Annotated in this window: 14 protein-coding genes and 5 pseudogenes; 13 read left to right on the top strand and 6 right to left on the bottom strand. The window is 61.6% G+C overall.

The window, feature by feature from the left end; translation table 11 throughout:
- Positions 1 to 7 precede the first annotated feature (7 nt).
- The gene (gene mmsB, locus LJU32_08100; GenBank protein WKV90177.1) at positions 8 to 895 is read left to right on the top strand and encodes a 3-hydroxyisobutyrate dehydrogenase; all 888 of its coding nucleotides are present in this window, start codon (positions 8 to 10) and stop codon (positions 893 to 895) included.
- Between the two features lie 200 nt (positions 896 to 1,095).
- Here mmsB and LJU32_08105 read toward each other — a convergent pair whose 3' ends face one another.
- The gene (locus tag LJU32_08105) at positions 1,096 to 1,446 is read right to left on the bottom strand and encodes a cupin domain-containing protein (protein ID WKV90178.1); all 351 of its coding nucleotides are present in this window, start codon (positions 1,444 to 1,446) and stop codon (positions 1,096 to 1,098) included.
- A 90-nt stretch (positions 1,447 to 1,536) separates the two neighbouring features.
- Positions 1,537 to 2,424, bottom strand: coding sequence for a LysR family transcriptional regulator (locus LJU32_08110; GenBank protein WKV90179.1), 888 nt, complete (start codon positions 2,422 to 2,424; stop codon positions 1,537 to 1,539).
- Positions 2,425 to 2,656: 232 nt separating this feature from the next.
- Here LJU32_08110 and LJU32_08115 point away from each other — a divergent pair, with 232 nt between their 5' ends.
- The gene (locus LJU32_08115; GenBank protein ID WKV90180.1) at positions 2,657 to 3,421 is read left to right on the top strand and encodes a sulfite exporter TauE/SafE family protein; all 765 of its coding nucleotides are present in this window, start codon (positions 2,657 to 2,659) and stop codon (positions 3,419 to 3,421) included.
- Here LJU32_08115 and LJU32_08120 read toward each other — a convergent pair.
- Entirely contained in the window at positions 3,411 to 3,725 is a 315-nt protein-coding gene (locus LJU32_08120; protein ID WKV90181.1) for an antibiotic biosynthesis monooxygenase, read from the bottom strand. The two genes, LJU32_08115 and LJU32_08120, sit on opposite strands and share 11 nt — an antisense overlap.
- A 182-nt stretch (positions 3,726 to 3,907) precedes the next feature.
- Here LJU32_08120 and LJU32_08125 point away from each other — a divergent pair, with 182 nt between their 5' ends.
- From LJU32_08125 to LJU32_08160, 8 genes and pseudogenes are all read left to right on the top strand, one after another.
- Positions 3,908 to 4,498 carry an NAD(P)H-dependent oxidoreductase gene (locus tag LJU32_08125; GenBank protein ID WKV90182.1) on the top strand — a complete coding sequence of 197 codons (591 nt, stop codon included), beginning with the start codon at positions 3,908 to 3,910 and terminating at the stop codon, positions 4,496 to 4,498.
- Positions 4,499 to 4,605: 107 nt separating this feature from the next.
- A pseudogene (locus LJU32_08130) lies at positions 4,606 to 5,516 on the top strand (LysR family transcriptional regulator).
- Positions 5,517 to 5,619: 103 nt separating this feature from the next.
- Positions 5,620 to 6,513, top strand: coding sequence for an NAD-dependent epimerase/dehydratase family protein (locus LJU32_08135; GenBank protein WKV90183.1), 894 nt, complete (start codon positions 5,620 to 5,622; stop codon positions 6,511 to 6,513).
- Between the two features lie 733 nt (positions 6,514 to 7,246).
- Positions 7,247 to 7,951, top strand: a complete 705-nt coding sequence (locus LJU32_08140) for a hypothetical protein (GenBank protein WKV90184.1) — start codon at positions 7,247 to 7,249, stop codon at positions 7,949 to 7,951.
- Positions 7,952 to 8,020: 69 nt separating this feature from the next.
- A complete protein-coding gene (locus LJU32_08145; protein ID WKV90185.1) occupies positions 8,021 to 9,370 on the top strand; it encodes a GntP family permease in 1,350 nt (449 codons plus the stop codon).
- 16 nt (positions 9,371 to 9,386) lie between these two features.
- Positions 9,387 to 10,246, top strand: a pseudogene (locus tag LJU32_08150) (MurR/RpiR family transcriptional regulator).
- Between the two features lies 1 nt (position 10,247).
- Positions 10,248 to 11,705 carry a D-aminoacylase gene (locus LJU32_08155; protein WKV90186.1) on the top strand — a complete coding sequence of 486 codons (1,458 nt, stop codon included), beginning with the start codon at positions 10,248 to 10,250 and terminating at the stop codon, positions 11,703 to 11,705.
- Between the two features lie 118 nt (positions 11,706 to 11,823).
- A complete protein-coding gene (locus tag LJU32_08160) occupies positions 11,824 to 12,192 on the top strand; it encodes a VOC family protein (protein ID WKV90187.1) in 369 nt (122 codons plus the stop codon).
- Positions 12,193 to 12,263: 71 nt separating this feature from the next.
- Here the strand turns inward: LJU32_08160 and LJU32_08165 are convergent.
- Together LJU32_08165 and LJU32_08170 are read right to left on the bottom strand one after the other, a co-directional pair.
- Positions 12,264 to 12,628: pseudogene (locus tag LJU32_08165) on the bottom strand (DUF6124 family protein).
- A gap of 527 nt (positions 12,629 to 13,155) precedes the next feature.
- Positions 13,156 to 14,144 (bottom strand): annotated as a pseudogene (locus tag LJU32_08170) (AraC family transcriptional regulator).
- Positions 14,145 to 14,332: 188 nt separating this feature from the next.
- Here LJU32_08170 and LJU32_08175 point away from each other — a divergent pair.
- The 3 genes and pseudogenes from LJU32_08175 to LJU32_08185 all read left to right on the top strand — a co-directional run bounded on the left by LJU32_08175 (position 14,333) and on the right by LJU32_08185 (position 19,075).
- Positions 14,333 to 15,937, top strand: coding sequence for an FAD-binding oxidoreductase (locus LJU32_08175; protein ID WKV90188.1), 1,605 nt, complete (start codon positions 14,333 to 14,335; stop codon positions 15,935 to 15,937).
- Positions 15,934 to 17,528, top strand: a pseudogene (locus LJU32_08180) (glycerol-3-phosphate dehydrogenase/oxidase). Before LJU32_08175 ends, LJU32_08180 begins: the two are co-directional and overlap by 4 nt.
- Positions 17,525 to 19,075: an FGGY-family carbohydrate kinase gene (locus LJU32_08185; GenBank protein ID WKV90189.1), complete on the top strand. Its 1,551-nt coding sequence runs from the start codon at positions 17,525 to 17,527 to the stop codon at positions 19,073 to 19,075. Before LJU32_08180 ends, LJU32_08185 begins: the two are co-directional and overlap by 4 nt.
- 646 nt (positions 19,076 to 19,721) lie before the next feature.
- On the opposite strand, the gene LJU32_08190 is transcribed toward LJU32_08185, so the two are convergent.
- On the bottom strand, positions 19,722 to 21,641 hold the full coding sequence (locus LJU32_08190; protein ID WKV90190.1) for a methyl-accepting chemotaxis protein: 1,920 nt from the start codon (positions 21,639 to 21,641) through the stop codon (positions 19,722 to 19,724).
- Between the last annotated feature and the right edge of the window lie 114 nt (positions 21,642 to 21,755).

Here is a 21,755-nt window from a genome sequence, read left to right on the forward strand (position 1 = left end):
TTCGATCATGAAAATCGCATTTATCGGGCTGGGCAACATGGGCGCGCCGATGGCGCGCAACCTGATCAAGGCCGGCCACTCGTTGAACCTGGTCGACCTGAACAAAACCGTGCTGGCGGAACTCGAGCAATTGGGCGGCAGCATTCGTGCTTCGGCGCGTGAGGCTGCCGAGGATGCCGAACTGGTGATCACCATGCTGCCGGCCGCTGTGCATGTGCGCAGTGTCTGGCTGGGTGAGGAGGGCGTGCTCGCCGGCATTCGCCAAGGCGTGCCGGCGGTGGATTGCAGCACTATCGATCCGCAGACCGCCCGCGACGTTGCTGCGGCCGCCGCCAAACACGGCGTGGCCATGGCCGATGCGCCGGTCTCCGGCGGCACTGGCGGCGCGACCGCCGGCACGCTGACCTTCATGGTCGGCGCCACCCCGGAACTGTTCGCCACCCTGCAACCGGTGCTGGCGCAGATGGGCCGCAACATCGTCCATTGCGGTGAAGTCGGCACCGGCCAGATCGCCAAGATCTGCAACAACCTGCTGCTGGCGATTTCGATGGTCGGCGTCAGTGAGGCGATGGCGTTGGGCGATGCGCTGGGGATCGACACCGGCGTGCTGGCCGGGATCATCAACAGCTCGACCGGCCGCTGCTGGAGTTCGGAGATGTACAACCCGTGGCCGGGCATCGTCGAAACGGCGCCGGCCTCGCGCGGTTATACCGGCGGGTTCGGGGCGGAACTGATGCTCAAGGATCTCGGGCTGGCGACTGAAGCGGCGCGGCAGGCGCATCAACCGGTGGTGCTCGGCGCGGTGGCGCAGCAGTTGTATCAGGCGATGAGCCAGCGCGGTGACGGCGGGAAGGATTTCTCGGCGATCATCAACAGCTATCGCAAGCCGCAGTAATCGCGGTCAGACCTTTGTGGTGAGGGGATTTATCCCCGTTGGGTTGCGCAGCAGCCCCTGGATTGTGTCAGGCAAACCGAGTGCTCAGGGTTTGCGACTGCTGCGCAGTCGAGCGGGGATGAATCCCCTCGCCACGGGTTTTAGCAACGCCGGGATATTTGCCGGGAAATCACGTCGGGTGATTTCCCGGCTTTTTTGCATCAGGCGAAGACGAAATATTTGCGCACGGTCTCCACAACTTCCCACGTGCCCTTCATGCCTGGCTCAACCACGAAGATATCGCCGGCGCGCAGGTGGATCGGCGCCATGCCGTCCGGGGTGATCACGCAGTAGCCTTCTTGGAAATGGCAGTATTCCCACTTCACATAATCGACCCGCCACTTGCCCGGCGTGCAGATCCACGTGCCCATGATCTTGCTGCCGTCTTCGCTGGTGTAGGCGTTGAGGTTGACGGTGTGCGGGTCGCCTTCGAGTTTTTCCCACTTGCAGGCGTCGAGTACCGGCAGCGGGTGAGTGTCGCGCAGAACGGTGATAGGGGCGGTCGCGGTCATGGGGACTCCGGGCAAGTGGACTTGAGAAATGAAGTCGCACCCTATAGCGCCCGGTTGCCGCTCAGTTGTCTGGGGTCGACATCGGAGTGCTCAGAAACGCGCAGCGATGAGCGCTTGTAACAATGCCTGGGCATAACCCGGCAGCGCGGCGAAGTCTCTCGCGCAGAGCAATAACCTGCGGCGCGCCCATGGCTCATTCAGAGTCACGCACTTGAACTGCTCGAGCATCGCGCGTTGGACAGCGGCCAACGGCACGATAGCCAGTCCGGCGCCTCGGGCAACCATGCGCATCGCGCCATCAAAGCCATCGGCGCGAATGCGCACCTGCATCCGCGCGCCGCTGTGCAGAGCCTGTTCTTCCAGATAGATCGCCAATGCGCTGTCGGCGCTGAGTCCGACAAAGTCGTGCTGCAACGCGTCGCTGAAACTGACCTCGGCGGCGTCAGATAACGGGTGATCGAGCGGCAGAATCAGCACCAGCGGATCGTCGCGAAACGCCTGAGTCTGTAGGCCGTTGGTGTCGACCGCATCGGACACAATCCCCAGATCCGCCGCGCCTTCGCGCAACGCATGAATAATCCGCGCGCTGGGCAGTTCCTGTAGATCGATATCGAGGTTGGGATGGCTGCGCAGGAAATCGGCGAGCACTTCCGGCAGGTACTCGGTGATCGCCGTGGTATTGCACAGCAGTCGCACCTGACCTTTGACGCCTTGCGCGTATTCGGCCAGATCCTGCTGCATGCGTTCGGCCTGTTGCAAAAGGATCCGCGCATGGCGGGCGAGGGCTTTGCCGGCCGGAGTCGGGGTAACGCCACGGCGGCCGCGCTCGAGGAATTCAGCGCCCAGCGAGGCTTCCATCGCGCGGATTCGAGCGCTGGCGGCGGCGAGGGACAAGTGGCTGCGGGCGGCGCCGGCGGTGATGTTGCCGGTGTCGAGGATGTGCAGGTAGAGGCGCAGGTCGGTGAGGTCGAAGTGCATGGGGTTTGCCTCTGATTTTTATGGTGTGTGGGCTGGCCCTTTCGCTGGCAAGCCAGCTCCCACAGGTTGCTTGTTGATCTCTAAATGGATGAACAACCGAGATTCTGTGGGAGCTGGCTTGCCAGCGATGAGGCCAGATGCATCACTGCAAAGATCAGCCTCTTGCACAGGAAGAGGCTGCCTCAGTATATGGCAGATTTTCCTCCAACCCGGATCAATGCACATTACCCCAATGCACACACTTACCGACTTCTACCAAACCCTCGGCCTGGTCCTGTCTTTACTGGTCATCGCTACCTTCATGCTCGCCGGCACGGTCAAAGGCGTGATCGGTCTCGGCCTGCCCACCGTTGCGATGGGCCTGCTCGGTCTGGCTATGGCGCCGTCGCAGGCTGCCGCGTTGTTGATTATTCCGGCGACCCTTACCAACCTCTGGCAGCTGTGCTTCGGCGGCCATCTGAAAAGCTTGCTCAAACGCCTCTGGCCCATGCTGCTGCTGATCTTCCTCGGCACCGGCATCGGCACCCTGTGGATCGGCATGGCCGGCGGCCATTGGGTGGTGCGCGGACTTGGCGCGGCGCTGCTGCTGTACGCATTGAGCGGACTGTTTCTGCCGAGTTTGCACGTCAACCCGCGTCATGAACGCTGGCTCGGCCCGCTGTGTGGGCTGATCACCGGCGTCATCACCTCCGCCACCGGCGTCTTCGTGATTCCAGCGGTGCCGTATCTGCAAGCGCTGGGGCTGAGCCGCGATGAACTGGTGCAGGCACTCGGCCTGTCCTTCACGGTTTCGACCCTGGCGCTGGCGCTCGGGCTGCTCTGGCACGGCGCACTCGGCGGTGGCGAATTGAGCGCCTCGCTGCTGGCGCTGATCCCGGCCATGCTCGGCATGTGGCTTGGCCAATGGTTGCGTCAGCGCATCAGTGCGGTGCTGTTCAAGCGCGTGTTCTTTATCGGACTGGGCGCGCTCGGCGCCCATTTGCTGATCAGCGGCTAGCCGACGATTCGCTGAGCATGTCGATCGCGCGGATATCGAAATCGCGCTCCAGATAGTCCATGCGCCTAGCGAAAAACGCTTTCATGTGCGGCAATGCCGAGTGCTCATCCAGATGCGCCTGGCTTGCCCAGATTTCGTAGAAGATAAACAGCGTCGGATCCTCCTTGTCGCGCAGCATGTGGTACTCGATGCAACCCGGTTCGGCGCGGCTCGGCTCGACGTAAGCGCGGAACAGCGCTTCGAACTCGGCGGCTTTTTCCGGGCGGGTTTTGGCGTGCAGGATGAAACCCTGGCGTTCACTCATCACAACGTCCTCGAATGCAGAAAGCGCCAAATGCTACGGCAACAATTGGCTGTCAATTCGTGCGTTTTGATCAAATGTATTTTGCGCCGACGTGGCTGTTTCCGCGCGAGATAGATGGTTAACCTGCCGCCATTCCAATTCCTGTTTCAATCCAGCCTCAAAGGCTGCGCCGAGGTTTTTCGATGAAGAAAGTGCTGTTGCTCAATGGCGGTAAAAAATTCGCCCACTCCGATGGCCGCTACAACACCACCCTGCACGAGACCGCGCTGAGCGTGCTCGATCGCGGCGGTGTCGACGTCAAGACCACCTTCATTGATGACGGCTACGACGTTGCTGAAGAAGTGGCCAAGTTCCTCTGGGCCGACGTGATCATTTATCAGATGCCGGGCTGGTGGATGGGCGCGCCGTGGACGGTGAAAAAGTACATCGACGAAGTCTTCACCGAAGGCCACGGCAGCCTCTACGCCAGCGACGGCCGCACCCGTTCCGATGCTTCGCAGAAGTACGGCAGTGGCGGTCTGATTCAGGGCAAGCAATACATGCTGTCGCTGACCTGGAACGCGCCGCAGCAAGCCTTCGATGACCCGACGGATTTCTTCGAAGCCAAAGGCGTGGACGCGGTGTACTTCCCGTTCCACAAGGCCAACGAGTTTCTGGGCATGACCGCGTTGCCGACCTTCCTCTGCGTCGACGTCATGAAGCGTCCGAACATCGAGAACGATGTGGCGCGTTATGAGCAGCATCTGACTGAGGTGTTTGGCCTCAAGGCCTGATGGGTTTCGGGCTACTATCCGGGTTACAGCAAAAGATCGCAGCCTTCGGCAGCTCCTACAGTGGGCATGGCGACAGGCTGCGATCGGCGATTCCAGCGAGGACACCCGTGAAAGCCAGATCCGATGAGTTGCAGATTTTCGTCTGCGTAATCGAATGCGGTTCGATATCCGCCGCCGCCGAGCAGGTGGGGCAGACGCCGTCGGCCGTCAGTCGCACGTTATCGAAGCTCGAAGCCAAGCTCGACACCACGCTGATCAACCGCACCACGCGGCGCATGGACCTGACCGAGGAGGGCAAGTATTTCTTCGAACAGGCCAAGCTGATTCTCGATCAGATGGAGCAACTCGAAGAACGCCTGTCTTCGCGCCAGCAAACTCCTCCGGACGCCTGCGCATCAACGCCGCCTCGCCGTTCATGCTCCACGCCATCGTCCCCTACATCGACGAATTCCGGCAGCTGTATCCGGACATTCAGCTCGAACTCAACAGCAATGACCTGATCATTGACCTGCTGGAACAAAGCACCGACGTCGCCATCCGCATCGGCACCCTCGCCGATTCGACGCTGCACGCGCGTTCGCTCGGTTGCAGTCCGTTATTGATCGTCGCCAGCCCTTCGTACCTGAAAAAACACGGTGCGCCCCGGCAGGTCGCAGACCTGAGTGAACACACGCTGCTCGGCTTCACCCACAACGAAGGCCTCAACCAATGGCCGCTGCGCTATGTGCACGGCGACCGCTGGCCGATCAACCCGGCGATCAGCGCCTCCAGCGGCGAGACCGTTCGCCATTTGGTGCTGGAAGGGCAGGGCATCGCTTGTCTGTCGCACTTCATGACGATCGACGATATTCGCGCCGGACGCCTGAAAGTCCTGCTCGGCGAATTCAACAGCGGCTACCGCCAGCCGATCAACGCGGTGTACTACCGCAACTCGCAACTGGCGTTGCGCATCCAGTGCTTCCTCGACTTTATCCAGAGCAAACTCGCTGCCTACGCCAGCGCCGAATTCAAGGGCTGATTCGTGATCCCTAAGCAAGAGTGAATTGGCCGAGAGCGGGTTTTTCGCCTGAGTTCATCGGCCGATACTCGCTGCATCACTTATTCACGCAGGGAGTTACTCCATGAACGTATTCGTTACCGGCGCTGCCGGTTTTATCGGCGGTTCCATCGCCACCGGCCTGGTGCAGGCCGGGCACAAAGTTACGGGTCTGGTGCGCAGCGCGGAGCAGGCGGATGAGCTGAAAGCATTGGGCATGCATGCGGTGATCGGCACCCTCGATGACAGCCAATTGCTGGCGCAACAGGCGCGTGCTGCCGATGCCGTCATCAACGCTGCCAGCAGCGATCATCGCGGTGCGGTGGAAGCGTTGCTCGATGCTTTGCGCGGCTCGAATAAAGTCTTTCTGCACACCAGCGGTTCGAGCATTGTCGGCGATGCCTCCGGCGGCAAATCCAGCGATGTCATCTATTACGAAGACAATCTGCCGGAACCGACCGTCGATAAGGCGGCGCGCGTGGCCATCGACAACCTCGTGCTCGCGGCGGCGCAGGATGGCGTGAACTCGGCGGTGATCTGCAACACCCTGATCTACGGCCACAGCCTGGGCGTCAACCGCGACAGCGTGCAACTGCCGCGACTGCTGAAACAGGCGCGCAAGAGCGGCGTCGTTCGCCACGTCGGCAGCGGCCAGAACATCTGGTCCAACGTGCACATCGAAGACGTCGTCGCCCTGTATTCACTGGCGCTGACCCAAAACGTGCCGGGCACTTTCTACTTTGTCGAGAGCGGTGAAGCATCGTTCATCGACATGACCACCGCCATGGCTGAAGCCCTCGATCTGGGCCAGCCGCAAGACTGGCCGCTGCAGGACGCCGAAGCCGAATGGGGCTATGAAATGGCTAATTACGGCCTCGGCTCCAACAGCCGCGTACGCGGCAAACACGCCCGCGACCTGCTGGGCTGGACGCCAAAGCGCACGTCGGTGGTGGAATGGATTCGTAACGAAATGGTGTGAGTTCAGCGCGCACCGAGTGAAGCATTCGCGAGCGGGCTCGCTCCCACAAGTTGACCGCGTTCTGCCTGAAAGAATGCAGTCCAAACTGTGGGAGCGAGCCTGCTCGCGAATGCGGTGGGTCAGCCAATGAAGATGTCGGATGTGATGACGCCTTCGCGAGCAAGCCCGCTCCCACCGGTTGACCGCATTCTGCCAGAAGGAAGGTGATCAAAAACTGTAGGAGTGAGCCTGCTCGCGATAGCGTCGTGTCAGTCAAATGATCTTGTTTTGACCCACCGCAATCGCAAGCAGGCTCACTCCTACAGGTTGAACGCGGTCTGCCTGAAGGAATGCGATCAAAATGTGGGAGCGGGCTTGCTCGCGAAAGCGGCGGGTCAGGCAATGAAGATGTTGAATGTGAAGCCGTCTTCGCGAGCCGGCTCGCTCCCACAGGTGACCGCGTTCTGCCAGAAGGAATGCGATCAAAATGTGGGAGCGGGCTTGCTCGCGAAAGCGGTAGGTCAGGCAATGAAGATGTTGAATGTGAAGCCGTCTTCGCGAGCAAGCTCGCTCCCACAGGTGACCGCGGTCTGCCAGAAGGAATGCGATCAAAATGTGGGAGCGGGCTTGCTCGCGAAAGCGGCGGGTCAGGCAATGAAGATGTTGGATGTGAAGCCGCCTTCGCGAGCAAGCTCGCTCCCACAGATGACCGCGGTCTGCCTGAAGGAAATGCGATCAAAATGTGGGAGCGGGCTTGCTCGCGAAAGCGGTAGGTCAGGCAATGAAGATGTTGAATGTGAAGCCGTCTTCGCGAGCAGGCTCGCTCCCACAGGTGACCGCGTTCTGCCAGAAGGAATGCGATCAAAATGTGGGAGCGGGCTTGCTCGCGAAAGCGGCGGGTCAGGCAATGAAGATGTTGAATGTGAAGCCGTCTTCGCGAGCAGGCTCGCTCCCACAGGTGACCGCGTTCTGCCAGAAGGAATGCGATCAAAATGTGGGAGCGGGCTTGCTCGCGAAAGCGGTAGGTCAGGCAATGAAGATGTTGAATGTGAAGCCGTCTTCGCGAGCAAGCTCGCTCCCACAGGTGACCGCGGTCTGCCAGAAGGAATGCGATCAAAATGTGGGAGCGGGCTTGCTCGCGAAAGCGGCGGGTCAGGCAATGAAGATGTTGGATGTGAAGCCGCCTTCGCGAGCAAGCTCACTCCTACAGATTGAACGCGGTCTGCCTGAAGGAATGCGATCAAAATGTGGGAGCGGGCTTGCTCGCGAAAGCGGCGGGTCAGGCAATGAAGATGTTGAATGTGAAGCCGCCTTCGCGAGCCGGCTCGCTCCCACAGGGTTATGTGGTGATCTGGAAAGCCATGAAAATCCCGCCCTCCGATTTTCATTAATCACGACACGTCATACTCACCAGCGACACGCCTTGTCTCTCCACGAAAATTACTTTCATGTGGTTTGAAATCTCTTTCTCGAAATGATTTATGAGTTTCACAACCCATTCGAACGTGACCCTTTCGAGGAGTACCGCATGACGCCTTCCTTCGGCTATTGGCTGCTGGTCTATGCCGCCGTGGCCATCATCGCGCTGATCGTGTTGATCGCCCGTTACCGGCTCAATCCGTTCATTGTCATCACCCTGATTTCCCTAGGCCTGGCGCTGGTCGCCGGGATGCCGCCGTCGGCGGTGGTCGGTGCGTATGAGGCTGGCGTCGGCAAGACGCTGGGGCATATTGCGCTGGTGGTGGCGTTGGGGACGATGCTCGGCAAGATGATGGCCGAGTCCGGTGGGGCCGAGCAGATGGCGCGCACGCTGATCGAGCGATTCGGCGAGAAGAACGCGCATTGGGCGATGGTCTGCATCGCTTTTCTGGTCGGGCTGCCGCTGTTTTTCGAAGTCGGTTTCGTATTGCTGGTACCGATTGCCTTTACCGTGGCGCGGCGCGTCGGCGTGTCGATTCTGATGGTCGGGCTGCCGATGGTGGCTGGCCTTTCGGTGGTGCATGCGCTGGTGCCGCCGCACCCGGCGGCGATGCTCGCGGTGCAGGCCTATCAGGCCTCGGTCGGGCAGACCTTGCTGTACGCGATCGCGATCGGCATTCCGACCGCAATCATCGCCGGGCCCCTGTACGCCAAGTTCATCGTGCCGCGCATTCAATTGCCGACGGACAACCCGCTGGAAAAGCAATTTCTCGACCGTGAACCGCGCGATAAACTGCCGGGTTTCGGCATTACCATGGCGACCATTCTGCTGCCGGTGGTGCTGATGTTGATCGGCGGCTGGGCCAACCTGATTTCCACCCCCGGCAGCGCGTTCAATCAATTCCTGCTGTTCATCGGCAACTCGGTGATCGCGCTGTTGCTGGCGACTTTGCTGAGCTTCTGGACGCTAGGAATTGCCCAAGGTTTCAACCGCGAATCGATCCTCAAGTTCACCAACGAATGCCTCGCGCCTACCGCCAGCATCACCTTGCTGGTCGGCGCGGGCGGCGGCTTGAACCGGATTCTGGTGGATGCCGGCGTCACCGATCAGATCGTTGGCCTCGCCCATGAATTTCACCTGTCGCCGCTGATCATGGGCTGGTTGTTCGCCGCGCTGATGCGTGTCGCCACCGGTTCGGCAACCGTGGCGATGACCACCGCATCGGGCGTTGTCGCGCCGGTGGCCATCGGTCTGGGTTATCCACACCCTGAGCTTTTAGTGCTGGCGACCGGCGCGGGCTCGGTTATCTTTTCCCATGTCAACGACGGCGGCTTCTGGTTGATCAAGGAATACTTCAACATGACGGTCGCGCAGACGTTCAAGACCTGGACCGTGCTCGAGACGCTGATCTCGCTGGTCGCTTTCGCGCTGACCGTCGGCCTTTCCTACCTGCTGTAACCGGAGCCCGCCGCCCATGGACATCCTCTACCAGATCCGCGCCCGCCAGGATTCCTTCAGTGCCGGCGAGGGCGCATTGCGCGGCTGATGCTCGACGACGTCGGGTTTGCCGCCAGCGCCAGCCTCGAAGACCTCGCGCAACGGGCCGAGGTCAGCACTGCCACGCTGTCGCGTTTTGCCCGCACGGTCGGCTGCCGTGACCTGCGCGATCTGCGCCTGCAACTGGCCCAGGCCAGCGGCGTTGGCAGCCGGTTTCTCGACCCGGCGGGCACGCCCGAGCAGTCGGCGTTTTACGGGCAGATCGTCGGCGACATCGAAGCCACCTTGCGCCAGCATCTGGCCGGTTTCGACGAGTCGCGCTTCGCCGACGCAGTGAAATTACTCAGCCAGGCGCGGATGATTCACGCGTTCGGCATGGGCGGTTGCTCGACCCTGTGCAGCGATGAATTGCAGGTGCGTCTGGTGCGCCTCGGTTACCCGATTGCGGTGTGTCATGACGCGGTGATGATGCGCGTCACCGCCGCCAGTCTGAACGCCGAACAAGTGCTGATCGTCTGCTCGCTGACCGGCATCACCCCGGAGCTTTTGGAAACCGTGGAGCTGGCGCGCAACTACGGCGCGCGCATTCTCGCCATCACTCGCGGCGATTCACCACTGGCCGAACTGGCCGACGTCGTCCTGCCGCTGCAAGGCGCGGAAACCTCGTTCATCTACAAACCGACGGCGGCGCGCTACGGCATGCTGCTGGCCATTGACGTGCTCGCCACCGAGCTGGCGCTGGCCAGCCCTGAAGACAATCAAGAACGTCTGCGGCGAATCAAACTCGCCCTCGACGAATACCGTGGCGGCGACGATCACCTGCCGCTGGGAGACTGACATGCAGTACGACATCCTGATCCGCAACGCGCTGGTCATCGACGGCAGCAACACGCCGGGCTACCGCGCAGACGTCGCGATTCTCAATGGTCGCATCGAGCGCATCGGCGACCTGCACGATGCTCGCGCCAGCGAAGAAATCGACGCCGCCGGCCGGGTGCTGGCGCCGGGTTTCATCGACGTGCACACCCACGACGACACCGTGGTCATCCGCCAGCCCGAGATGCTGCCCAAGCTCAGCCAGGGCGTGACCACGGTGATTGTCGGCAACTGCGGCATCAGCGCTTCGCCGGTCACTTTGAAGGGCAATCCGCCGGATCCGATGAACCTGCTCGGCAGCGCAGCGGCGTTCGTCTACCCGCGTTTCAGCGACTACCGCGCCGCCGTCGAAGCGGCCAATACCACGCTGAATGTCGCCGCGCTGGTTGGCCACACGGCGCTGCGCAGCAATCACCTCGACGACTTGTTCCGCACCGCAACGCCCGGCGAAATCACCGCCATGCGTGAGCAGTTGCGCGAAAGCCTTGAGGCCGGCGCGTTGGGCTTATCCACAGGCCTGGCCTACGCCAGCGCCTTCAACGCGTCCACCGATGAGGTCATGCAACTGACCGAAGAACTGACGGCGTTCGGCGCGGTGTACACCACCCATCTGCGCAGCGAATTCGCCCCGGTCTTGGAGGCGATGGACGAAGCATTTCAAATCGGCCGACACGCGCAATCACCCGTGATCATTTCCCACCTCAAATGCGCCGGCGTCGGTAACTGGGGGCGCAGTCCGCAATTGCTCGCAGCGCTGGAAGAGGCAGCGAAAACCCATCCGGTCGGCTGCGATTGCTACCCGTACGCGGCGAGTTCTTCGACGCTGGATTTGAAGCAAGTCACCGACGCCCACCGCATCACCATCACCTGGTCGACGCCGCACCCGGAAGTCAGCGGGCGCGACCTGATCGACATTGCTGGCGAATGGAAGCTGTCGCTGGAAGAAACCGCGAAACGTCTGCAACCGGCGGGCGCGGTGTACTACGGCATGGACGAGGCCGATGTCAGAAGAATCCTCGCCCATCCGCTTTCGATGGTCGGCTCTGACGGACTGCCCGAAGACCCGTTCCCGCATCCGCGCCTGTGGGGCGCTTTCCCACGGGTCCTTGGCCATTTCAGTCGCGACGTCGGGTTGTTTCCGCTGCACACCGCCGTGCACAAGATGACCGGCCTGTCGGCGGCGCGTTTTGGCTTGCAGGAAAGGGGCGAGATTCGTGAAGGGCATTGGGCGGATCTGGTGTTGTTCGATCCGGCGACCGTGCGTGACGTGGCCGATTTCAACGATCCGCAGCGGGCGGCGCAGGGGATCGACGGGGTTTGGGTCAACGGCGTGTTGAGTTATCGCGACGGGCAGGCGAATGGGGCGAGGGCAGGGCGGTTTCTTGCGCGACAGGGCGACCTGCGCGACAACTTTCGTTAAGGATTCGTGGTGTGCGTCACAGTGATGGCACATTGCAATTAAAGAAAGCCATCCACAAGCCGATTTGCTGACATCCTCCCCGTCTACACTGTGGGGCCAATCAGTCAGGGAGCACCCCATGAGCTTCGGCAAAACCACCCCGATCCTGCGGATCTTCGATGAGGCCAAGGCTGTCGAGTTCTACGTCGATTTTCTTGGTTTCAAGATCGACTGGCAGCATCGCTTCGAAGCGAATTTTCCGCTGTATCTGCAGGTGTCACGGGGCGAGTGTGTGCTGCATCTGTCCGAGCATCACGGCGATGCCTGCCCGGGTTCGGCGCTGCGTATCGAGACCGATGAGCTGGAGGCGTTTCAGCAGCAACTGATGGCCAAGGATTACCAGTTCTCGCATCCGCAGATTCAGGCGATGCCTTGGGGCAGTCAGGACATGACGATTGCTGATCCGTTTGGTAATCGGTTGGTGTTTACCAATGCGATCAGTCTTTGACTTGAACGCCTGGCGCGACCTGACCTCTTGGGATTGCCCGCAGGCATCAGTAACACTTGCGGGCGCTCACCTCATTCCGTCGGCACCAACCGATCCAGCACCCGATTCACCGCCATCTCCGCAACCATCACAATCTGCGCAATGCCCTGCAACGTCTTGCGCTGCGAGCCGTTCACCAGCCCCGCCTGATCGTTGAGCATCACCGTCGCCGACCCCAACGTTTCGCAGGCGTCGGCCAATAGCGATTCGTTGTCAGCCTCGGGATTGGCCATGTACAGCGTGTTGGATTTGTACGGCGGGGCCATGAATTCGGCGCTGGATGGGCCGAGGTAATGGTCGAGGGCGCGGTCGGCGGCTTCGTGGAATTTCTTTGAATCGGCGGATTCGTAGGGGATGCCGGGTCAGTGAGTGGCGGGTTTGGGGTTACTTTGAACATGAATGCTTGCCTCGTATGAAGCTGCATCCGTTTCGCCGCTAAGCAAAGGGAGGCAGCTGTGCGCAAGTTAGCGGACCGGTAAGCATTCAACCCGGTGCATCCGAAGATGCCATGCGCACAGCCACCATCGAGTGCAGACGTGAGCCTGACCGGATTGGACTTGTACAACCGGAATGCTGTCCGAGCCGCTAAGCTCGATCACTGAGAAATCAGTGACCGAATCAAGTTACCGGCAGGCCCCAAGGCGCACAAGCCGGCGGATTCTGGCGCAGGCGTAGGCAGTGGCGCAAGGAATTGTGGGTGGTTTCGCGGAATGCTGGGCGGTTTTAAACAGTCGAAGGGCGTCGTGTTTATTGCGCGATGTATCTGGCGGAAATTTACGGCGCTGCCGATGACGCCATCGCTGGCAAGCCAGCTCCCACAGTCTCCGAGTTGATCACTATATCTGTGGCTTGCACCGAACCTGTGGGAGCTGGCTTGCCAGCGATAGGGCCATCAGCATCACCGCCGATTCCGCAACCGAAACTCCCCGGCGGCATCCCGCGCCAGCTCTTGAAGGTGCGATGAAATGAGCGCGGTTCGGTAAAACCCAGATACTGCGCAATGTCCTGAATCGGCAACGTGCTGTTGAGCAAATAATGCTCCGCCAACTCCTGACGCAGCTCATCGAGAATCTGCTGATACGACGTCCCGACCTGCTGCAACTGCCGCTGCAACGTGCGCACCGAGACGCTGAGCTGCTCCGCCACTTGCTCCTTGCGCGGCAAGCCCTCCTTGAGCAAACCGCGCAGGATGTTCTTCACCTGCTGCGCCAGCGACACATCCTCCAGCGTCGCCAGCAAACCCATCGCGTGTTCTTCCAGGGTTCGCAGCAATTGCGCATCGGCCTGGCGCAGCGGCAAGTGCAAATACGCCAGCGGCACCACCAGCGCCGAATACGCCTGATCGAACCGCACCGGGCAACCAAAAACGCCTCGTACTCGGCCTGCGTCACCGCATCCGGCCGCGCATGCTCCAGCCATACGCAGGCCGGCGACAGCTGCGTGTCGGCGATCCAGCGCGCGTAGTGCAGCCACGAACCGAGCACGTTTTCCACCAGATGCCGACGAATCCGTGGCCGCTGGTAACGGCAGGCCCAGATCAGATGCACGTGCTCGCCCTGCACCTCGGCGCGGCTGACGCCCATGTCGCCGACGAGTTTTTCGAACGGCATGATCCGGCTCATCGCATCGCCCAAAGTCGCGCAATTCATGGTGATGTAACCGAGCACGCTCCACGAATTGGGCAGGACGAAATTCGCCGCATGCAGCCCGAACAACCCATCGCCCGAGTGCTCGCAGAAATAATCCAGCAAGCGCTCGTGAACCTCACCCGGCAGGCGCAGGGTGTTGTCGCTCAACTGCTGCGCCTGCAACCCGGCCGCCGCCAACGCAGGCTCGATGGCCATGCCCAACTGTTCGGCATGACGCAGGTATTTGAGCAGCGGCGGAACGGAAGTGAAGCCGAGCGATGGCATGGTCGCGGTCCTTTGATCGACGGCGCGTGAGCGAATGAATGCCGCAAGGTAAGTGGATTGCCCGGCGAAAGTAAATGCCCGGACGTTTGGCGCCATTCGCTACAGGATCTGGCCGGATGCGACCGTGACAGATCTCCAGCGCTGACTAGTATGCAAGCTTGATCCAACGGCAGAAAAAGGACACACGCATGCGACGCTGGAACGGCTGGGGAGAGGCAGGCACGGTGGTCGAACTGCCGGCCCAGGGCGCGACATTTCTCCACGAACGCTTGGGCGCTGGCCGGGCATTGCCCGATGCGACCTTGGCGGCGGCGTTGGCGCAAGTGCCGACTTCGCGCCTGGTGCCGCATCGCTTGTACAGCGTCGATACTCACGATCGCCTGCTGCACGCGCGCGGCCAGAGCCTGCCGGACTGGTTGGCGCTGCGCGAAGGCGCGCTGGGTACTTATCCCGATGCCGTGGCGTTTCCTGAAACGGCCGAACAGATCCGCCAATTGCTGGCGCTCGCCCATGATCAGGATCTGTGCCTGATTCCCTACGGCGGCGGCACGTCGGTGGCCGGGCACATTAATCCGCCAAACTCCACGCGCCCGGTGCTGACGGTGTCGCTGGCGCGAATGAATCGCCTGACCGACCTCGACGAACAGAGCCTGTTGGCGACGTTCGGCCCCGGCGCCAGCGGGCCGCAAGTCGAAAGCCAGTTGCGCGCGCGCGGCTACACGCTGGGGCATTTCCCGCAGTCGTGGGAGCTGTCGACCCTGGGCGGTTGGGTGGCCAGCCGTTCCAGTGGTCAGCAGTCGTTGCGCTACGGGCGGATCGAGCAATTGTTCGCGGGCGGCACCCTGGAAACGTTCGCCGGGCCTTTGCAGATTCCGACGTTCCCGGCGTCGGCGGCAGGTCCCGATCTGCGTGAAATGGTGCTCGGTTGCGAGGGCCGTTTCGGGATCATTTCCGAAGTCAAAATGCGGGTCAGTGCGTTGCCGACGGACGAGCGTTTCTACGGCGTGTTTCTGCCCGATTGGCCGCAGGCGCTGCAAGCAATCCGGCAACTGGCGCAGGCGCGCGTACCGTTGTCGATGCTGCGTCTGTCCAACGCGGTGGAAACCGAAACGCAACTGGCGCTGGCCGGCCATCCGCAACAGATCGCCTGGCTGGAAAAGTACCTCAAGCTGCGCGGCGCCGGCGACGGCAAATGCCTGCTGACCTTCGGCGTCACCGGCAATCGCCAGCAAAACGCACTGTCACTGAAACAGGCGCGCCAGCATCTGAAAGCCTTCGGCGGCGTATTCACCGGTACCCTGCTGGGCAAGAAGTGGGCGCAGAACCGCTTCCGTTTTCCCTACTTGCGCGAGAACCTGTGGAACGCCGGTTACGTGGTCGACACCCTTGAAACCGCCACCGACTGGAGCAATGTCGACCACTTGCTCAGCCTCATCGAAAACAGCCTGCGCGACGCCTTGGCCGCCGAGGGCGAACGCGTGCATGTCTTCACTCATCTCTCGCACGTTTACGGCGAGGGCTCGAGCATTTACACCACCTACGTGTTTCGTCCGGCAGCCGACTATGCCGCGACGCTGGCGCGCTGGCGGATGCTCAAACACGCGGCCAGCCAGACCATCGTCGACAACCACGGCACCATCAGCCACCAGCATGGCGTCGGCAAGGATCACGCGCCGTATCTGCTGCGCGAAAAAGGCCCGCTGGCGATGCAGACGTTGCAGGCGCTGAGCGAACATTTCGACCCGGAAGGGCGCCTCAACCCGGGCACGTTATTGCCAGAGTCGCGGCCATGACGGCGCAATGGAATGCGCAGTGGCGCGAGCAGATTCTGCCGACGCTGGCGGATGACACCTGGGACCTGATCGTCATCGGCGGCGGCATCAGCGGCGCCGGAATCGTCCGCGAAGCCGCGCGCCGGGGCTGGCGCTGTCTGCTGCTGGAGCAGCGCGATTTTGCCTGGGGCACCTCCAGCCGATCATCGAAAATGATCCACGGCGGTTTGCGGTACATCGCCAAGGGCCAGTGGCGCCTGACCCGCGATTCGGTGCGCGAGCGTCAGCGGCTGCTCGACGAAGCGCCGGGGCTGGTCGAGCCGATGAGTTTCATGATGCCGCACTATCGCGGCGGCTTTCCCGGGCCGCGCGTCATGGGCGGCTTGCTCTCGGTGTACGACGCGCTGGCGGGGCGGCGCAACCATGGTTTTCATGACGCCCAGCAACTGCGTTTTCTCGCCCCAGGAGTGAAGGAAAACGGCCTGCTCGGCGGCAGCTGTTTTGTCGATGCGCTGACCGATGACGCGCGACTGGTGATGCGCGTACTGCGCGAGGCCCGGGCCGATGGTGCGGTGATTGTCAGCGGTGTGCGCGTCACGCAACTGCTGCGTGAAGGCGGGCGGGTGTGCGGGGTTCAGGTCGAAGATGGCGAGGGCGGGGCGACGCTGCAATTGCGCTCTGGCGTGCTGGCCGTGGCTACGGGCGCTTGGGCTGAGCGCTTGCGTCCCGTTGAATCAGCGAAGCAATTGCGCCCGTTGCGCGGCAGTCATCTGTTGCTGCCGGGCTGGCGTTTGCCGGTGGCGCAGGCGTTCACTTTTCTGCATCAGCGCGATCGGCGCCCCGTGTTTGTGTTTCCGTGGGAAGGCGCGACGGTGATCGGCACCACGGACCTCGATCACCGCAAAGACCTCGACCACAGCGCACGCATTTCCAGCGAAGAGCTCGACTATCTGCTCGCCGCTTGCCAGCAGCAATTTCCCGGCGCCGAAATTGGTGTCGACGATGTGCTGTCGACCTGGTCAGGCGTGCGTCCGGTGGTCGGCAGCGCGGCGGGTGCGCAGCAGGACAAACCGTCCAACGAAACCCGCGAACATGTGTTGTGGCAGGAGCCCGGTTGTGTGACGTTGGCCGGCGGCAAACTGACCACATTTCGCCCGCAAGCGATCGAAGTGCTCAAGGCTTGTGCGGTGATGCTCGGGCGTTTTTTGTCGATGACGACGCGCCGGTGTTCGCTGCTGTGTCGCCGCTGACAATTGCGGGATTGAGTACGAGTCAATGGCGACGCTTGGCCGGACGTCACGGTCGAGACCTGCCGAGGCTGGCGCAATTGCTCGGCGAACTCGGTCTGGAAACGGTTGGCGCCACCGATACTTTGTGGGCAGAACTGGCGTTCGCCTGCGAGGCGGAAATGATTCTGCACCTGGATGATTTGCTGCTGCGCCGCACCCGTTTGGGCCTGTTGCTGCCGCGCGGTGGTGAGGATTATCTGCCTGCAATTCGCACGCTCTGCCAGCCACGATTGGCCTGGGACGATGAGCGCTGGCTAGCGGAAATCCAGCGTTATCGATTGTTGTGGCTGCGCGATCACGGCTTGCCGGAGATCACCCCATGAAATACCTGTTAGCGATCGACAACGGCACCCAGAGCGTGCGCGCGTTGCTCTTCGATCTGCAGGGCAATCTGCTCGGCAAAGGCAAAGTCGATCTGCAGGCGTACTACTCGACGCAACCCGGTTGGGCCGAGCAGGACCCGGAATATTACTGGGCGAAACTCGGCGAGGCCTGCCAGCAACTCTGGCAGCAGACCGGCATCGACCGTGCGCAGATTGCCGGCGTGTCCCTGACCACCCAGCGCGGCACAGTGATCAACGTGGACGCCAAGGGCAAACCGCTACGCCCGGCAATTGTCTGGCTCGATCAACGCCAGACCGAGGTCGAGGGCAGCATCAAAGGGCCGTGGGGCTGGCTGTTCAAACTGGTCGGCGCCAAGGCGACGGTGGATTATTTTCGCGCCCAGGCCGAGGCCAACTGGATCGCCCGGCATCAGCCCGAGGTGTGGGCGGCGACTGACGAGTTTTTGCTGCTCTCGGGTTTTCTGACTCATCGCCTGTGCGGACGCTTCGTCGATTCGGTCGGCTGCTGCGTCGGTTATCTGCCCTTCGACTTCAAACGCCTGAAATGGGCGGCGCCGCGCGACTGGAAATGGCAGGCACTGGCGGTACGCCCCGAGCAGTTGCCGACCCTGCACAAACCCGGCGAAACCCTCGGCTACATCACGACCGAAGCCGCTCGGCACACCGGCATCCCCGAGGGCCTGCCGTTGATTGCCGCAGGCGCAGACAAGGCCTGCGAAGTGATCGGCTCCGGCGTGGTCGATGCGCGCACCGTGTGCTTGTCCTACGGCACCACCGCGACCATCACTAGCACCCGCTCGCGCTATTTGGAAATCGTCCCGCTGATCCCGCCATATCCCTCGGCCGTGCCCGATCAGTACAACTGCGAAGTGATGATCTATCGCGGCTACTGGATGGTCAGCTGGTTCAAGAACGAATTCGGCCTGCGCGAAATGCAGCAGGCAAAAGAGCAGGGCATCGAACCGGAGCAACTGTTCGACGCACTGGTCGACGAAGTGCCGCCGGGCTCGATGGGTTTGATGCTGCAACCCTACTGGTCACCGGGCATCCGCGAACCGGGCGTGGAAGCCAAAGGCGCGATGATCGGCTTCGGCGACGTACACACCCGCGCGCACATCTACCGGGCGATTCTCGAAGGCCTGGCCTACGCGCTGCGCCAGGGCATGGAGAACATCGAGCGACGTTCAAAGGTCTCGATCCAGCGCCTGCGCGTGGCCGGCGGCGGCTCACAAAGTGACGCCGCCATGCAACTGACCGCCAACATCTTCGGCCTGCCGGCCGAGCGTCCGCATGTGTATGAAGCGTCAGGGTTAGGGGCGGCGATTTGCTGTGCGGTGGGGTTGGGGTTGCATCGGGATTTTCCATCGGCCATTGCGGCGATGACACGGGTTGGAGCGGTTTTCACACCGCAGCCTGAGGCGCAGAAGGTTTATGAGCAGTTGTACAGAGAGGTGTATTTGCGCATGTACCGGCAGCTCAAACCGCTGTATCAAAGCATCCGCAAAATCACCGGGTATCCTGAATAGTCCCGACACCCTGGACCCCTGTGGAGCGAGCCTGCTCGCGAGTGCGCAGTGTCAGTCAATGATGATCTGAATGATCCACCGCTTTCGCGAGCAGGCTCGCTCCCACAGGAGGTCGGCGGTCTGCTCAAAATCTGAGTGCACACAAATCCAAATGTGGGAGCGAGCTTGCTCGCGAATGCGCACTGTCAGGCAACTTTGATTTGATTGACCCACCGCCATCGCGGGCAAGCCCGCTCCCACAGGGGTATTGCGGTGTGCTCAAAATCCAGCGAGCCCCACAGGGATTTTCGGTGAGCTCAAAATCCGGTGAGTCACACAAATCCAAATGTGGGAGCGAGCCTGCTCGCGAAGGCGGAGTGTCAGGCAACATGGATTTGATTGACCCACCGCCATCGCGGGCAAGCCCGCTCCCACAGGGGTTTTCGGTGAGCTCAAAATCCGGTGAGTCACACAAAACCAAATGTGGGAGCGAGCCTGCTCGCGAAGGCGGAGTGTCAGTCGGTGATGATTTGAATGACCCACCGCTTTCGCGAGCAAGCTCGCTCCCACAGTTATCGAGGTGAACACATCAACAGTGCTCGACCACGAAAACCTGTGGGAGCGGGCTTGCCCGCGATTCGATTTCAGCCTCAGCGCAAAACCAACGTCAAACGCGGAAGTGGCTGACCATCTGCTGCAACTGACCACCCAACCGCGCCAGCTCAACACTCGACGCTGCCGTCTCATCACTCGCCGCTGCGGTCTGCTCGGACACGTCGCGGACGTTGATGATGCTGCGGCTGATCTCTTCAGCCACTGCACTTTGCTGTTCAGCCGCCGCAGCAATCTGCTGGTTCATCGACTGGATGTTCGACACTGTGCGGGTGATGTTTTCCAGCGAGGCGCCGGCCTTGCGCGTCAGGGCGACGCTGCTGTCGGTCAGGGCGCGGCTGTTGTTCATCACTGCCGAAACCTGCTGGGTGCCGTTCTGCAGACCGGCGACCAGACCTTCGATTTCCTCGGTGGACTTCTGCGTACGCTGGGCCAAACCACGCACCTCATCCGCAACCACGGCAAATCCGCGCCCGGCTTCACCGGCACGCGCGGCTTCGATCGCGGCGTTGAGCGCGAGCAGGTTGGTCTGTTCGGCAACAGCCTTGATCACGTCCATGACGCTACCAATCTTGTCGCTTTCCTGTTGCAGCACGCTCATCGCTTCGGTCGAACGCACCACTTCACTGGCCAGACGCTCGATCTGCGCGATGGCCTCATTCACCACCTTGTCGCCTTCACGGGCCTCACCATCCGCAGCGGCAGCGGCTTGCGACGCTTCTTCGGCATTGCGCGCAACTTCCTGCACGGTGGCAGTCATTTCGTGCATGGCCGTGGCGACCTGATCGGTCTCGACCTTCTGGCTGTTCACGCCAGCACTGGTCTGCTCGGTTACGGCCGACAACTCTTCAGCGGCGCTGGCAATCTGGGTGACGCCATCGCGGATGCCACTGATCAAATCACGCAGAGTCACACCCATGCGCGCGATGCCTTGCTGCAACACGCCGAGTTCGTCGCGGCGGGTGACGGTGACATTCTGAGTCAGGTCGCCGCTGGCGATGCGCTCGACCACGGCCAGGGTTTCCTGCAACGGCCGGGTGATCTGACGGGTGATGATCACCGCAGCAATCACGCCAACCAGCAGCGCCAGCAACGTGCTGATCAACTGGAAGGTGCGCGCCTGGGCGCTTTCAGCATCACGGCGATCAAGCTGGATCTGGTACAGCTGCTCGCTCAGGGCGACGATGGTGTTGCCCTGATCGGTCATTTCCTTACGCGCCTGCACGGCATCGGCGTTGGCGTTCTTGTACGCCATCAACGCGCTGCGATAGCTGGTCAGCGCGGTTTCCAATTGGCGCAAGGCGTCCTGCTGAGTCGAGGCAAATTGCGCGTTCAGTGGCTTGAGACTGGCGATGGCCGCGTCGATCTGGCCGACGGCTTTCTGCTCGGTCTCGGCATTGCTGGTCGCGGTGTAACCACGCACTTCATAGCGCGCGAGGATGAACGCTTCCTTCGCCGCAGTGACCGCCTGGAACTGCTCGAAACGCTGATCGCTCAACTCCATCTGCTGCACGCGCTGGCTGATCGATTCGATCAGGTTGTAGGCGGTCTGGGCGTTGGCGCTCATAGTGTCGCGCGCGCTGTTGCCGGTGCGATAGGCGTTACGCATTTTGTTCAGCGAGGTCTGGTATTCAGCGATGGTCGCGGCCTGCTGCTTGAGCAGTTTGACGTTCTCCGGACTCTTGAATTTGCTGATCAGCGCCTGCTGCTGAGCGGCGAAACTTTCGAGGGTGGTCTGCACATTCTGCGCGGCGGTTTCGTCGCCATTGGTCAGCATGTACTGCAGGCGCACCACGCGCAGTTTGGTCAGGCCGGCATTGAGCTGGGTGATGTCGCTCATCCAGTTGCTGCGGTCGATCAGGCCGCCGAGGCTGGTCCAGCCGGTCAGCGCCAGAATGCAGGTCAGGGCCAGCACCAGGCCGAAGCCCAGGCCGAGTTTCATGTTCACGCTGATGTTACCGAACCAGCTATTCATGCAAATCCTCCAGAAACGTTGGGTTTCTTGGTCGTCAGTTAGGCTGGAAGATTGTTGTTCTTTTGAGCCAGCAGGGGTGTTAGCAGGTCTGTATCGGCCGAAAACCCGAGAGCT

The organism is Pseudomonas sp. B21_DOA (genome assembly GCA_030544685.1).
Taxonomy (GTDB): Bacteria; Pseudomonadota; Gammaproteobacteria; order Pseudomonadales; family Pseudomonadaceae; genus Aquipseudomonas; species Aquipseudomonas fluorescens_AO.

Bases quoted from the DNA above. Each gene is read 5' to 3' on its own strand.
- mmsB (WKV90177.1), top strand. From the start codon at position 8: ATGAAAATCGCATTTATCGGGCTGGGCAACATGGGCGCGCCGATGGCG.
- LJU32_08105 (WKV90178.1), bottom strand. From the start codon at position 1,446: ATGACCGCGACCGCCCCTATCACCGTTCTGCGCGACACTCACCCGCTG.
- LJU32_08110 (WKV90179.1), bottom strand. From the start codon at position 2,424: ATGCACTTCGACCTCACCGACCTGCGCCTCTACCTGCACATCCTCGAC.
- LJU32_08115 (WKV90180.1), top strand. From the start codon at position 2,657: ATGCACACACTTACCGACTTCTACCAAACCCTCGGCCTGGTCCTGTCT.
- LJU32_08120 (WKV90181.1), bottom strand. From the start codon at position 3,725: ATGAGTGAACGCCAGGGTTTCATCCTGCACGCCAAAACCCGCCCGGAA.
- LJU32_08125 (WKV90182.1), top strand. From the start codon at position 3,908: ATGAAGAAAGTGCTGTTGCTCAATGGCGGTAAAAAATTCGCCCACTCC.
- LJU32_08135 (WKV90183.1), top strand. From the start codon at position 5,620: ATGAACGTATTCGTTACCGGCGCTGCCGGTTTTATCGGCGGTTCCATC.
- LJU32_08145 (WKV90185.1), top strand. From the start codon at position 8,021: ATGACGCCTTCCTTCGGCTATTGGCTGCTGGTCTATGCCGCCGTGGCC.
- LJU32_08155 (WKV90186.1), top strand. From the start codon at position 10,248: ATGCAGTACGACATCCTGATCCGCAACGCGCTGGTCATCGACGGCAGC.
- LJU32_08160 (WKV90187.1), top strand. From the start codon at position 11,824: ATGAGCTTCGGCAAAACCACCCCGATCCTGCGGATCTTCGATGAGGCC.
- LJU32_08175 (WKV90188.1), top strand. From the start codon at position 14,333: ATGCGACGCTGGAACGGCTGGGGAGAGGCAGGCACGGTGGTCGAACTG.
- LJU32_08185 (WKV90189.1), top strand. From the start codon at position 17,525: ATGAAATACCTGTTAGCGATCGACAACGGCACCCAGAGCGTGCGCGCG.
- LJU32_08190 (WKV90190.1), bottom strand. From the start codon at position 21,641: ATGAATAGCTGGTTCGGTAACATCAGCGTGAACATGAAACTCGGCCTG.